Origin of the sequence: Microbacterium sp. zg-YB36 (assembly GCF_024623575.2) — a bacterium.
Lineage (GTDB): Bacteria > Actinomycetota > Actinomycetes > Actinomycetales > Microbacteriaceae > Microbacterium.
The window spans coordinates 24,551-38,380 of the sequence record NZ_JANJFD020000001.1 but is presented as its reverse complement, the minus strand read 5'-3'; the positions used below and the strand labels follow the sequence as shown (position 1 = coordinate 38,380).

Here is a 13,830-nt window from a genome sequence, read left to right as displayed (position 1 = left end):
TAGACTCTCAGCGTGAGCACGAGCCAGCAGACGGACCCGCTGATCGGCCGTCTGGTCGACGGCCGGTACCGCGTGCGCGCTCGCATCGCCCGTGGCGGCATGGCCACGGTGTACGTCGCGACCGATCTCCGCCTCGAGCGGCGCATCGCCCTGAAGGTGATGCACGGGCATCTTTCCGACGATTCGATCTTCCAGAGCCGGTTCATCCAGGAGGCCCGCGCGGCCGCCCGCCTGGCCGACCCGCACGTGGTGAACGTGTTCGACCAGGGCCAGGACGGCGACATGGCGTACCTCGTCATGGAGTACCTGCCGGGCATCACGCTGCGGGAGCTCCTGCGCGAGCAGCGCCGCCTGACGGTGCCGCAGACCATCACGATCATGGATGCCGTCCTGTCGGGGCTGGCTGCCGCTCACCGCGCCCACATCGTGCACCGCGACGTGAAGCCCGAGAACGTGCTGCTGGCCGAGGACGGTCGCATCAAGATCGGCGACTTCGGCCTTGCCCGCGCCACGACGGCAAACACCGCGACCGGCCAGATGCTGCTGGGCACGATCGCCTACCTCGCGCCGGAGCTGGTCACCCGCGGCAGCGCCGACGCCCGCAGCGACATCTATGCGCTCGGCATCATGCTCTACGAGATGCTCACCGGCGAGCAGCCCTACAAGGGCGAGCAGCCGATGCAGATCGCCTACCAGCACGCCACCGACTCGGTGCCGCGCCCCAGCGCCAAGAACCCCGGAGTGCCCGAGCCGCTGGACGAACTCGTCCTGTGGGCCACCGAACGCAATCCCGACGAGCGTCCCGACGACGCCCGGGTGATGCTCGACCGGCTGCGCGAGATCGAACGCGACCTGGGCGTGAGCCCGCAGGTCGTGCGCACCGCGCCGGTGGGAGTGCTGCCCGAGGACGACGGCATGGACTCCGGCGAGGTGACGAAGGTGCTGCCGGGTGCCTTCACGGCGCCCACGGTCACCCCCGAGGTCGACAACACCACGCGGCTGCGCCGCCGCACCAAGCGCAACGCCACCAAGGGCGCCTGGATCATCGCCGCCGTCCTGCTGCTGGCAGGACTCGCCGCCGGCGTGGGTTGGTGGTTCGGGTCAGGTCCCGGGTCGCAGGTGGCCGTACCAGGCGTGGCGGGGCTCTCCTTCGCCGAGGCCGAGGCGCAACTGGCGGAGCTGACCCTGCAGGCCGTGGAGCAGGGCGAGAACAACCTCGAGGTGCCCGCCGGAGAGGTGATCCGCACGGATCCCCCCGAGGGCTCCCGCCTCGACCAGGACGAGACGGTGACTGTCTTCGTCTCCCTCGGCCCCGCCGAGGTGTCGCTCAACGCGCTGGCCGGCATGTCCGAGGCGCAGGCGCGCGAGTACCTCGAGCAGAACATCGTCAATGTGCCGGAGGAAGCAGCGCGCGAATTCCGCGACGACGTCGAGCGGGACGTGGTCATCGCGGCATCCGTCACGCCACGCGCCGGCGGGGATCCCATCGACTGCACTTCGGGCTGCACGGTGCACGCCGATGACAGCGCGAGCCTGCTGGTGTCGGCGGGCGCCGTGCCGGACGTGAGCGACACCACGGTGGAGTCGGCCACGCGTACGCTCGACGAGGTCGGGCTGCTCGTGGCATCCGACACCATCGGCGAGTGGAGCAGTGACATCGACAAGGGCCGGGTCATCGGCATCGCCGGCACCGATGGTCCGCTGCGACCCGGCGACACCGTGACCCTCGTGGTCTCGGACGGCCCGGAGCTGTTCGAGATCCCCGACGTCACCGGAATGACCCGCGAGGCCGCGGCCGGCGCGCTGCGCGATGCCGGGTTCGAGCCCAGCTACCAGGCGTTCTGGAACGCCGTGCCGGACGGGCTGACCGAGGTCACCGACATGTCGCCCGGGGCCGGCGAGTGGTACCCGCGCGGGACGCGCGTGGACCTCACGATGAACCTCACCGGCTGACCGCCGCTCGCCTGTCACGAATGGCGCCGCCGCCGATATGCGACAGGCGAGCCCTGGGGTGAGTCGCCGCGGCGCGTGGCGGGGCGGCGTGGCATCCCCCGTTGCCGGAGTGAGGAGATCTGCCGAATCGAGGGCCGGATGCCGCACACGCACCGCGCCCGGGCAGATCCCCTCACCCGGGCAAACCCCCACCCCGCTCCCCTGTCACCAATAGGCGACAGGCGAGCGGGGGCGGCAGAAGCGGCTCAGAGCTTCGCGAGCTCCTCGGCGACGAGGAAGGCCAGCTCGAGGCTCTGCATGTGGTTCAGGCGCGGGTCGCACAGCGACTCGTAGCGGGTGGCGAGGGTGGCCTCGTCGATCTTCTCCGACCCGCCCAGGCACTCGGTCACGTCGTCGCCGGTGAGTTCGACGTGGATGCCGCCGGGGAACGTCCCCACCGCGCGGTGGGCGTCGAAGAACCCGCGCACCTCGTCCACGACGTCGTCGAAGCGACGCGTCTTGTACCCGGTCGGGGTCGTGATGCCGTTGCCGTGCATCGGGTCGGTCACCCACAGCGGGGTCGCGCCGGAGTCCTTCACGGCCTGAAGCAGCGGCGGCAGCGCGTCGCGGATCTTGCCCGCACCCATGCGCGTGATGAACGTGAGGCGTCCCGGCTCCCGCTCGGGGTCGAGCTTGTCGATGAGTTTCAGCGCGGTGTCGGTCGAGGTCGTCGGTCCGAGCTTGACCCCGATGGGGTTGCGGATCTTCGAGAAGTACTCGACGTGCGCACCGTCCAGATCGCGCGTTCGCTCCCCGATCCACACGAAGTGCGCGGAGGTGTTGTACGGCGTGCCGGTGCGCGAGTCGATGCGCGTCATCGGCCGCTCGTAGTCCATCAGCAGGCCCTCGTGGCCGGTGTAGAACTCCACGCGGCGCAGCTCGTCGAAGTCGGCGCCCGCGGCCTCCATGAAGCGGATGGCCCGGTCGATCTCGCCCGCCATGCGCTCGTACCGCTGGTTGGCGGGGGTCGCGGCGAACCCCTTGTTCCAGCTGTGCACCTCACGCAGGTCGGCGAAGCCACCCTGGGTGAACGCGCGGATGAGATTGAGGGTGGATGCCGCGGTGTGGTAACCCTTCAGCAGTCGCTGCGGGTCGGGCTGGCGGGATCCGGCGGTGAAGTCGTAGCCGTTGACGATGTCGCCGCGGTACGCCGGCAGCGTCACGTCGCCGCGCGTCTCGGTGTCGCTGGAGCGCGGCTTGGCGAACTGGCCCGCCATGCGGCCCATCTTCACGACCGGCATCGACGCGCCGTACGTGAGCACGACCGCCATCTGCAGCACGGTCTTGATGCGGTTGCGGATCTGCTCCGCGGTGGCACCGGCAAACGTCTCGGCGCAGTCGCCTCCCTGCAGCAGGAAGGCCTGGCCGGATGCGGCGCGGGCGAGCCGCTCCCGCAGGATGTCGACCTCACCGGCGAAGACGAGCGGGGGCAGCGTCGCGATCTCGCTGGAGACGGCGGCGACGGCATCCGGATCGTTCCATAGGGGTTGCTGCTTGATGGGCAACCCACGCCACGTGTCGAGGGGGTCGGTCTGCTGGAGCATCCCGCCAGTCTACCGAGCGCGGCGAGGGCGCCCGCGCCGCGTGACGGCCCGACGCGCGGTCAGGACGAGGCGGCGCGGTCCTTCACTGTCGAGGCGTAGACATCGTCGTATCGCTGCTCGCCCAGCCGCTGCAGGGCGACCATGATCTCGTCGGTCACCGACCGCAGCACGTAGCGATCGCTTTCCATCCCGCGGAAGCGGGAGAAATCCAGCGGCTCGCCGATCACCATCCCCACTCGCCCCACGCGCGGGATGCTGCGCCCGATGGGCATGACCGTGTCGGTGTCGACCATCACGACGGGCACGACCGGGACGTGCGCCTCCAGCGCCATGCGGGCAAGCCCCGTGCGACCCCGGTAGAGCTTGCCATCGGGGCTGCGGGTGCCCTCCGGGTAGACGCCCAGCAGGTCGCCGCGGCCGAGCACCTGCAGTCCGGTGTTGAGGGATGCCTCGGACGCCTTGCCTCCGGTGCGGTCGATGGGGATCTGGCCGGTGCCCTTCATGAACATCCGGGTCGCCCACCCCTTGATGCCCTTGCCGGTGAAGTAGTCACTCTTGGCGAGGAAGGACATGCGCCGGTCGATCATGAGCGGCAGGAACACCGAGTCGCTCACCGAGAGATGGTTGCTGGCGAGGATCGCCGCCCCCTCGGCGGGGATGTTCGCCCGCCCGACGATCCACGGCCGGAAGATCGCCTTGACGAACGGACCGACCACGATGTACTTCATCAGCCAGTAGAACACCCCTACACGCTCCGCCCCGCGAGGTCGGCGACGCCGATCATGCCGGCATCGTTGCCGAGTTGGGCGATGACGAAGTCGGCGACGGGCCGGTCGCCGTACCCGGGCAGTGACGTCTCGTACGCGATGCGCACCGGCTCGAGCAGCGTCTCGCCCAGTTGCGCCACTCCCCCGCCGATGACGAACACCTCCGGATCGAGCACCGCCTGGAAGCCGCCGCACGACTCACCCAGCGCGGTCGCGACACGACGGAGGGCCTCGATCGCACCGGGGTCACCGGCGAGGATCAGGCGGGAGATCGCCGGACCGGGGATCGCGCCCTTCTCGGCACGGACCTGCGCCAGCGCCGCGCCGATGCCACCGCGGTCGGCGATGTCGCCGGCTTCGCGCTGCAGCGCCCGACCGGATGCATACTGCTCGAGGCATCCGCTCTGGCCGCAGCCGCACAGCCGCCCGTCGCGCATGAAGCGGGTGTGCCCGAGCTCGCCGGCGATGCCGTGGCCGCCGTGGGCCAGTTCGCCCGCCGTGATGATCGCACCACCCACGCCGGTGCCGAGGGTCAGCATGACCATGTCGCCGACGCCCCGGCCCGCGCCGAAGCGGTACTCGCCCCAGCCGGCGGCGTTGGCGTCGTTCTCGATCGTCACCGGCCGGCCGATGCGTCGCTCCAGGTTCGCGCGCAGCGGTTCGTTGCGCCAGGCGATGTTGGGAGCGTGGATGACCACCGAGCGCGACTTGTCGATGAACCCGGCGGCGGCGACGCCGACCGCGACCACATCGTGGGTCTGCGCGAAGTGGTGCGCCATGTCGGAGACGGCATCGGCAAGTGCCTCGGTGTCCAGGGGGGTGTCCACCCGCAGCTGCTCGATCACCGTGCCGTCGTCATCGACGACGCCCCCGGCGATCTTCGTTCCACCGATGTCGATCCCGACCTTGAGCACGCGGCATCCCTCCCGCCGCTGCGACGCGCAGGGCCGCCTGAAAGTCTAGTGCGACGGGCACCAGACCACCGGGGCACCGGCGCCGTGCCATTACACTCGGTTTCGACGCAATAACCCGATTTCCCGACCGGTACACAAAGGAGTTGCCGTGGTTCAATTCGAAGTACCCGCGATCGTCCCCGCCGATCCGCAGGCCAACATCAGCGATCTGCTCGCCGAGCGAGTCAAGGCCACCCCCGATCTCGCCCTGTTCGCGGTGCCCGACAACGGCGGCTGGCGCGACATCACCGCCATCGAGTTCGAGCGCGAGGTCATCCGCCTGGCGAAGGGCTTCGTCTCCGCGGGCATCGAGCCGGGCGACAAGGTGGGCTTCCTCGCACGCACCACGTACGCGTGGACGCTCGTCGACTTCGCGCTGTTCTATACCGGCGCTGTCATGGTGCCGATCTACGAGACCAGCTCCCCCGCGCAGATCCAGTGGAACCTCACCGACTCCGGCGCGATCGCGTGCATCGTCGAGTCCGAGGAGCATGTCGCGCGCCTCGCCGAGGTGCAGGGCCAGCTGCCGCTGGTGCGCAGCACCTGGTCGATCGCGGCCGGCGACCTGGACACCCTGCGCACCGAGGGCGTGCCGGTGCCCGACGAGGAGATCCAGCGCCGCCGGAACCTCGCCAACGGCGCCGACATCGCCACCCTCATCTACACGTCCGGCTCGACCGGACGCCCGAAGGGGTGCGTGCTCACGCACAGCAACTTCGTCGAGCTCACCCGCAACTCCGCCAAGGCGCTGCAGGAGGTCGTCTCCTCCCCGGGGGCCTCGACGCTGCTGTTCATCACCACCGCGCACGTGTTCGCGCGGTTCATCTCGATCCTCAACGTGCACGCCGGTGTGAAGACCGGCCACGAGCCCGACACGCGGCAGCTGCTCAGCGCGCTGGGCAGCTTCAAGCCCACGTTCCTGCTGGCCGTGCCCCGTGTGTTCGAGAAGGTCTACAACTCCGCCGAGCAGAAGGCCGAAGCCGGCGGCAAGGGCAAGATCTTCCGCGCCGCCGCCAAGGCAGCGGTGGAGCACTCGTCGCTGCTGCAGGACGGCAAGAAGGTGCCGCTGGGCCTGAAGGTCAAGTTCCGCGTTTTCGACAAGCTCGTCTACGGCAAGCTGCGCACCGCCATGGGCGGCCGCGTGGTCTACGCCGTCTCGGGCTCCGCTCCGCTGGGGCACCGACTGGGCCACTTCTTCCACAGCCTGGGTGTGACGATCCTCGAAGGCTACGGCCTCACCGAGACGACTGCTCCGGCGACGGTGAACCTGGCGAACAAGTCGAAGATCGGCACGGTGGGCCCGGTGCTGCCGGGAGTCGGCGTCCGTCTCGGCGAAGACGGCGAGATCGCCGTGCGCGGCATCAACGTCTTCAAGGAGTACTGGCGCAACCCCGAGGCGACCGCGGAAGCGTTCGACGACGGCTGGTTCAAGACCGGCGACATCGGCTCGTTCGACGACGACGGCTTCCTCACGATCACCGGCCGCAAGAAGGAGATCCTCGTCACCGCCGGCGGCAAGAACGTCGCACCGGCGGCGCTGGAGGACCCCATCCGCGCGAACCCGATCATCGGGCAGGTGGTCGTCGTGGGTGATCAGAAGCCGTTCATCGCCGCGCTGGTCACGCTGGACGCGGAGATGCTGCCCACGTGGCTGGCGAACAACAATCTGCCTGCCGACCTGTCGCTGACGGATGCCGCGAAGGACCCGAAGGTGCGCGCCGAGGTGCAGAAGGCCGTCGACGTCGCGAATTCGCAGGTCTCGCGCGCGGAGTCGATCCGCAAGTTCACGATCCTCACCTCGGAGTGGACCGAAGCCAGCGGCCACCTCACCCCGAAGCTGTCGATCAAGCGCAACGTGATCATGCAGGACTTCGCCGCCGACGTCGACGAGCTCTACAGCGTCCCCGTCGCCACGACGAACGTCCCGCTGGGCTGACCCGCGACGCCACGAAGGCCCGGAGCTGATGCTCCGGGCCTTCGTGCATCCGCACGGTGAAACCGCAGCTGGTGGCCGAGACAGGGGGAAACGACCACGGTCTCGGCCACCAGCTACGGTCTCAGCGATTTGGGGTCAGAACCACGCGGACTCGCGGACCTCGCGCATCGCGGTTCGGCGGTCCTCGGGGGTGAGCCGGTCAAGGAAGAGCTTGCCGTCGAGGTGATCGGTCTCGTGCTGCAGCGCCTGGGCGAGCAGCCCGTCGCCCTCGAGTACCAGCTCGTTGCCGTCCAGGTCGATGCCGACGACCTTCGCGTGCGGATGCCGGATGGCGTCATGCCAGAGGCCGGGAACCGACAGGCATCCCTCCCCCATCGGCACCGGGTCTCCGGAGACCTCCACCAGCGTCGGATTGAGGATGTACCCGATGTCGCCGTCGATGTTGTAGCTGAAGGCGCGCAGGCCCACGCCGATCTGGTTCGCCGCCACGCCGGCGCGGCCGGGCAGCGCGACCGTCTCGAGCAGATCACGCACCAGCGCGCGCACGCCGTCGTCGATGTCGTCGATCGGCGCGCACGCCGACCGCAGCACGGGGTCGCCGAACAGGCGGATGTCGCGGACGCTCATCAGGCGGCCGGTGCCCCGTCGCGCAGACCCTCGACGACGATGGCGGCCAGTTCCCGCGCCGCCTGGCGCGTCGCAGGCTGCAGCTCGCGGAACGAGATCGCGCTGCCGGCGGCGATGAGCGGGTCGTACGGCATGCGCACGACGGCACGCACGCGCGTCTTGAAGTGCGCCTCGAGCTCGTCGGCGCGCACCAGCGGTGCGCCGGGGCGGCTCGCGTTGAGCACCACCACGGCACCGCGCGCCTTGTCGGCGTAGCCGTTGGATTCCAGCCAGGTGAGGGTTTCGGATGCCAGCCGGGCCTCGTCCACGCTCAGCCCGGTGACCACGATCAACTCGTCGGCGAGATCCAGGGTCGCCCCCATCACGGAGTGGACGATGCCGGTGCCGGTGTCGGTGAGCACGACCGAGTAGTAGTGCCCCGCGAACTGCGCGACCTCGTGGTAGTCCTCGTCACTGAATTCCTGCGACACGTGGGGGTCGGCGTCGGAGGCCAGCACGTCCAGCCGCGTCTCGTCGCGCGCGACGATGGCCGACAGGTCGTGGTAGCCGGAGATCTCGCCGCGGCGGCGCACGAGGTCCCGCACCGTCTTGCCGCTGGGGTTCCCGATGCGCTCGGCGAGGGTGCCGCGGTCGGGGTTGGCGTCCACGGCGATGATGCGGTCATCGCGCGCGTCGGCCAGCGCCATGCCCAGCAGCGTCGTGATGGTGGTCTTGCCGACCCCGCCCTTGCGCGAGAGCACCGGGACGAACTTCGCGCCACCGTGCAGCCGCGCCGCGATGCGCCGATCGAGCGCCTTGCGAGCACGGGCGCGGCGGCCGTCGCCGAGATTGATGCGATGTCCGGAGATCGAATACAGGAAGTGCCGCCACGCACCCTCGGGCTCGGGCTTGATGACGTGGTGCGGGTCGAGCAGGCGGTCCGCGGTGAGCAGATCGGCCGATTCCCGGCCCGACTCGAACTCGCCGAGCCGGCGCGGGGCCAGTTCGCCGGTGCGTGCGCGCACCCGCCCGGCGGCGCGGGGGTGCAGGTCTGCGGCGACGGATGCCGTGCGGCTCGTGCCCGCGAGCGCGACGTCGGTCGCGGGGGTCGGCGCGGGCGCAGGTGCGGATGCGGGCTGCTCCGGGGCGGCCGCAGGGGCGTCCCGAGTCAGCGCGGGTGTCGGCCCGGCGTGCGAGGCGGGCACGCTCGCCGCGGCATCCGCCACCGGCTCGTGGTCCGCCGCCGGGTCGCCGACTTCCTCGGCGAGCTCCTCGTCGTCGGCCAGCTCCTCGCCGGCGTGGTGGGCGTCGGCGGGCTCGTCATCAACGGTCACGTCCTCGGCCGCGACGACCTCGACGCCGTCTGTGGTGGCGGCGCCGAACCCGACCGGCACGAAGCCCTCCGCGGGGAAGCCGTCATCGACGGCCTCATCGTGCGCGTCGTCATCTTCGTCGGAAGCCATCGGCAGCGTCACGTCGACCTGAGCGGTGGCACCCCCGAGGATGCCGATCCCGGTCGTGTCGAGGCTTCCGCCGTCGGCGAGCATGCCGTTCTCGGGCTCGTCGTGCGTCGGTTCGTTGCGCTCGGGCGTCACAGCTCTCACTCCAAGTTCGGGATGGGTGCCTGGGCACCCATCCCTCCAGGTTACTCGGAGGGGCGCACGACGGCCAAAAGGTCCCCTGCCTCCACCTGCTGCGTCCCGGTGACCGCCAGTCGCTCCACGACGCCGTCGACGGGTGAGGTGATCGCCGCTTCCATCTTCATCGCCTCGATCGAGGCGACCGGCTGACCGGCTGCGACGGTGTCGCCCACCTCGACCTTGATCGTCGCGACTCCGGAGAAGGGAGCCGCCACCTGACCGGGCTTGGACGTGTCTGCCTTCTCAGCCTGACGGTGGGCGACATCGATCGCGCGGTCGCGCACGAACACCGGCCGCAGCTGACCGTTGAGTGTGGTCATGACGGTGCGCATGCCCTTGTCGTCGGCCTCGCCGATCGCCTCGAGCCCCACGTACAGCTGCACGCCCCGCTCGATCTCCACGACGTGCTCGGTACCCGAGGCGAGCCCGTAGAGGTAGTCGACGGTGTCCAGCACGCTGAGGTCGCCGTAGGTGTCGCGCACCTCCTGGAACGCCCGGGTGGGAGCGGGGAACAGCAGCTCGTTCAACGTGCCCCGGCGGGTGGTGGAGTCGCCGTCGAGCGCCGCGGCATCCTCGTCGGAGAGTTCGGTCATTCCCTCCCGCACTTCGCGGCCGGCCAGCACCTTGGTGCGGAACGGCTCCGGCCAGCCGCCGGGGAGATCCCCCAGCTCGCCTGCCATGAAGCCGACCACCGAGTCGGGCACGTCGTATTTGTGCGGGTTCTCGGCGAAGTCGGCCGGGTCGGCCTTGACCGCCGCCAGGTGCAGTGCGAGGTCGCCGACCACCTTCGACGACGGCGTCACCTTGGGCACGCGGCCGAGGATGGCATCCGCTGCGGCGTACATGTCCTCGATCAGCTCGAAGTCGTCCGCCAGCCCCAGCGCGATCGCCTGCTGGCGCAGGTTCGACAGCTGTCCGCCCGGGATCTCGTGCCGGTAGACGCGGCCGGTGGGGCCGGGCAGACCCGACTCGAACGGACGGTACAGGGCGCGCACCGCCTCCCAGTAGGGCTCGAGGTCGGAGACGGCGTCAAGGTCGAGCCCGGTGTCGCGGTCGGTGTTCGCGAGCGCCGCGACCAGGGCGGACAGCGACGGCTGGCTGGTCGTGCCGGACATGGGGGCGGCCGCGGCATCCACGGCATCCGCCCCGGCGGCGCTGGCAGCCAGCAACGTCGCGAGCTGTCCGCCGGCGGTGTCGTGCGTGTGCACGTGCACCGGCAGGTCGAACCGGTCGCGCAACGCCGAGACCAGACGGCCGGCGGCGGCGGGGCGGAGCAACCCGGCCATGTCCTTGATGGCCAGCACGTGCGCCCCGGCATCCACGATCTGCTCAGCCAGGCGCAGGTAGTAGTCGAGCGTGTAGAGGTCCTCGGCCGGGTTGAGCAGGTCGCCGGTGTAGCAGACGGCCACTTCGGCCACGGCGGTGCCGCTGGCCAGCACCGCGTCGATGGCGGGGCGCATCTGGGACACGTCGTTGAGCGCGTCGAAGATGCGGAAGATGTCGACGCCGGATGCGGCGGCCTCGCGGACGAAGGCATCGGTCACCTGCGTCGGGTACGGCGTGTAGCCCACGGTGTTGCGGCCGCGCAGCAGCATCTGGATCGCCACGTTCGGCAGTGAAGTGCGCAGCGCATCGAGGCGTTCCCACGGGTCCTCACCGAGGAAGCGCAGCGCGACGTCGTAGGTGGCGCCGCCCCAGGCCTCGACCGACAGCAGCTGCGGGGTGAGCCGCGCGACGTAGGGGGCCACGGTGACGAGGTCCTTCGTGCGCACGCGGGTGGCCAGCAGCGACTGGTGGGCGTCGCGGAAGGTCGTCTCGGTGACGGCGAGGGCCGTCTGTTCGCGGAGGGACTTGGCGAAACCGGCCGGGCCGAGCTCCTGCAGGCGCTGCCGCGAGCCGGCGGGAGCGGGGGCGGTGAGATCGACGGTGGGGAGCTTGGATGCCGGGTCGACCGTCAGCGGGTTGGAGCCGTTGGGCCGGTTGACGGTGGTGTCGGCGAGCCAGCCGAGGATCTTCGAGCCGCGGTCCTTCGACTCGCGCCCGTTGGCCAGGTGCGGCCGCTCGTCGATGAACGCGGTGGACAGGTCACCCGCGACGAACGCCGGGTCCTCCAGCACGCTCTGCAGGAACGGGATGTTGGTGGATACGCCGCGGATGCGGAACTCGGCCAGTGCGCGGCGGGAGCGCACCACGGCGGCCTGGAAGTCGCGGCCACGGCAGGTGAGCTTGGCGAGCATCGAGTCGAAGTGCGGGCTGATCTGCGAGCCGGCGGCGGTCGTGCCGCCGTCGAGGCGGATGCCGGCACCACCGGGCGAGCGGTAGGTGGTGATCTTGCCCGTGTCGGGCCGGAAGCCCTGCGACGGGTCCTCGGTGGTGATGCGGCACTGCAGTGCGGCGCCGCGCAGGTGGATGTCCTCCTGGCGAAGCCCGAGCTCCTCCAGGGTCTCCCCCGCGGCGATGCGCATCTGCGACTGCACGAGGTCGACGTCGGTGACCTCCTCGGTCACGGTGTGCTCCACCTGGATGCGCGGGTTCATCTCGATGAACACCACTTCGCCGGTGCGGGGGCCGGCGGTTTCGAGGAGGAACTCCACGGTGCCGGCGTTCTGGTAGCCGATGGACTCGGCGAACGCGACCGCGTAGCGGTGCAGCGCATCGCGGGTGTCGTCGTCGAGGTTCGGCGCAGGGGCGATCTCGATGACCTTCTGGTGGCGGCGCTGCACCGAGCAGTCACGCTCGAACAGGTGCACGGTGTGGCCGGCGGTGTCGGCGAGGATCTGCACTTCGACGTGCCGAGGCCGCAGGACCGCCTGCTCGAGGAACATGCGCGAGTCTCCGAACGCACTCCCCGCCTCGCGCATCGCCTCGGCCAGTGACGGCGCGAGCTCTTCGGCCCGGTCGACGCGGCGCATCCCGCGGCCGCCGCCGCCGGCGACCGCCTTGGCGAAGAGCGGGAAGCCGATGTCCTCGGCCTGCGCGACGAGCGCGTCGATGTCATCGGATGCCTCGGTCGAGCGCAGCACCGGCACGCCGGCGGCGATCGCGTGGTGCTTGGCGGTGACCTTGTTGCCGGCCATCTCCAGCACCTTCGCGGGAGGGCCGATGAACGCGATGCCGGCCGCCGCCGCCCTTGCCGCAAGCTCCGGGTTCTCCGAGAGGAAGCCGTAGCCGGGGTAAATGGCATCCGCCCCGCTCTCGGTGGCCACGCGGATGATCTCGTCGACATCGAGGTAGGCGCGCACCGGGTGGCCCTCTTCGCCGATGCGGTAGGCCTCATCGGCCTTCAGCCGATGAAGCGAATACCGGTCCTCGTAGGGGAAGACCGCGACCGTTCGGGCGCCGAGTTCGAAGGCGGCGCGGAAGGCTCGAATAGCGATCTCGCCGCGGTTCGCGACCAGGATTTTGCGGAACATGCTCACCTCACGTGGGATGACCGGAGCGTGCGTCGTCGTACGCCCGAAGTGCCTGAGTGTGCTCCCAGCCTAGGGGACGGTAACGTAGACCTCTGTGCACGTACTCTCCGTCAGCTCACTCAAGGGCGGGGTCGGCAAGACGACGGTCACACTGGGGCTCGCATCCGCTGCGTTCGCTCGCGGTGTTCGTACCCTCGTCGTCGATCTCGACCCGCAGTCCGACGTGTCGACGGGGATGGACATCCAGGTGGCCGGCCGGCTGAACGTCGCCGATGTGCTGGCCAACCCGAAGGAGAAGGTCGTCCGTCAGGCGATCACCTCCAGCGGCTGGGCGAAGGTGCACCCCGGCACAATCGACGTGATGATCGGTAGCCCCTCGGCGATCAACTTCGACGGCCCGCACCCGAGTGTGCGCGACGTCTGGAAGCTCGAAGAGGCACTCGCGACGATCGAGCCCGACTACGACCTCGTGCTGATCGACTGCGCGCCGTCGCTGAATGCCCTCACGCGCACCGCGTGGGCGGCATCGGACCGTGTGATCGTCGTGACCGAGCCCGGACTGTTCTCCGTCGCCGCCGCCGACCGCGCGTTGCGTGCGATCGAGGAGATCCGCCGCGGGTTGTCCCCGCGCCTGCAGCCACTGGGCATCGTCGTCAACCGGGTGCGCCCGCAGTCGATCGAGCACCAGTTCCGCATCAAGGAGCTGCGCGACATGTTCGGCCCGCTCGTGCTGTCGCCGCAGCTGCCGGAGCGCACGTCGCTGCAGCAGGCGCAGGGTGCCGCGAAGCCGCTGCACATCTGGCCGGGCGATTCCGCGCAGGAGCTCGCCGCCGACTTCGACGCGCTGCTCGACCGCGTGATGCGCACCGGCCGGATCCCCGACCCCGCCGAAGCCCGCGCCTGACCCACTGCCGAGTGAGTATTCACGCTGCCGAGTGAGTATTCACGCTGCCGAGTGAGTATTGCTCGCGTCGAGCGA

General features: G+C 70.1%; 9 protein-coding genes. 3 read left to right on the top strand and 6 right to left on the bottom strand.

Annotated features, from left to right (window positions below; translation table 11 throughout):
- Positions 1-12 precede the first annotated feature (12 nt).
- Entirely contained in the window at positions 13-1,953 is a 1,941-nt protein-coding gene (gene pknB, locus NQ151_RS00170; protein WP_257526652.1) for a Stk1 family PASTA domain-containing Ser/Thr kinase, read from the top strand.
- A 245-nt stretch (positions 1,954-2,198) separates the two neighbouring features.
- On the opposite strand, the gene NQ151_RS00165 is transcribed toward pknB, so the two are convergent.
- Genes NQ151_RS00165 through NQ151_RS00155 form a run of 3 tightly spaced genes read right to left on the bottom strand, consistent with a single transcriptional unit; the run spans position 2,199 to position 5,217 of the window.
- The gene (locus NQ151_RS00165) at positions 2,199-3,536 is read right to left on the bottom strand and encodes a class II 3-deoxy-7-phosphoheptulonate synthase (protein WP_257510048.1); all 1,338 of its coding nucleotides are present in this window, start codon (positions 3,534-3,536) and stop codon (positions 2,199-2,201) included.
- Between the two features lie 59 nt (positions 3,537-3,595).
- Entirely contained in the window at positions 3,596-4,279 is a 684-nt protein-coding gene (locus tag NQ151_RS00160; RefSeq protein ID WP_257510049.1) for a lysophospholipid acyltransferase family protein, read from the bottom strand.
- Positions 4,280-4,281: 2 nt separating this feature from the next.
- Positions 4,282-5,217, bottom strand: coding sequence for an ROK family glucokinase (locus NQ151_RS00155; protein WP_257510050.1), 936 nt, complete (start codon positions 5,215-5,217; stop codon positions 4,282-4,284).
- A gap of 148 nt (positions 5,218-5,365) precedes the next feature.
- On the opposite strand from NQ151_RS00155, the gene NQ151_RS00150 reads away from it, so the two are divergent.
- Complete coding sequence (locus NQ151_RS00150) at positions 5,366-7,192, top strand: AMP-dependent synthetase/ligase (RefSeq protein ID WP_257526651.1); 1,827 nt, start codon at positions 5,366-5,368, stop codon at positions 7,190-7,192.
- Positions 7,193-7,327: 135 nt separating this feature from the next.
- Here NQ151_RS00150 and def read toward each other — a convergent pair whose 3' ends face one another.
- The 3 genes from def to NQ151_RS00135 are packed head-to-tail and all read right to left on the bottom strand — an operon-like array spanning position 7,328 to position 12,851.
- A complete protein-coding gene (gene def, locus NQ151_RS00145) occupies positions 7,328-7,819 on the bottom strand; it encodes a peptide deformylase (protein ID WP_257526650.1) in 492 nt (163 codons plus the stop codon).
- Complete coding sequence (locus tag NQ151_RS00140) at positions 7,819-9,393, bottom strand: MinD/ParA family ATP-binding protein (protein WP_353477552.1); 1,575 nt, start codon at positions 9,391-9,393, stop codon at positions 7,819-7,821. Before NQ151_RS00140 ends, def begins: the two co-directional genes overlap by 1 nt.
- Before the next feature lie 50 nt (positions 9,394-9,443).
- A complete protein-coding gene (locus tag NQ151_RS00135; protein WP_257510053.1) occupies positions 9,444-12,851 on the bottom strand; it encodes a pyruvate carboxylase in 3,408 nt (1,135 codons plus the stop codon).
- A gap of 94 nt (positions 12,852-12,945) precedes the next feature.
- Between NQ151_RS00135 and NQ151_RS00130 the strand changes: the two genes are divergently transcribed.
- On the top strand, positions 12,946-13,755 hold the full coding sequence (locus NQ151_RS00130; protein WP_257510054.1) for a ParA family protein: 810 nt from the start codon (positions 12,946-12,948) through the stop codon (positions 13,753-13,755).
- Positions 13,756-13,830 lie beyond the last annotated feature (75 nt).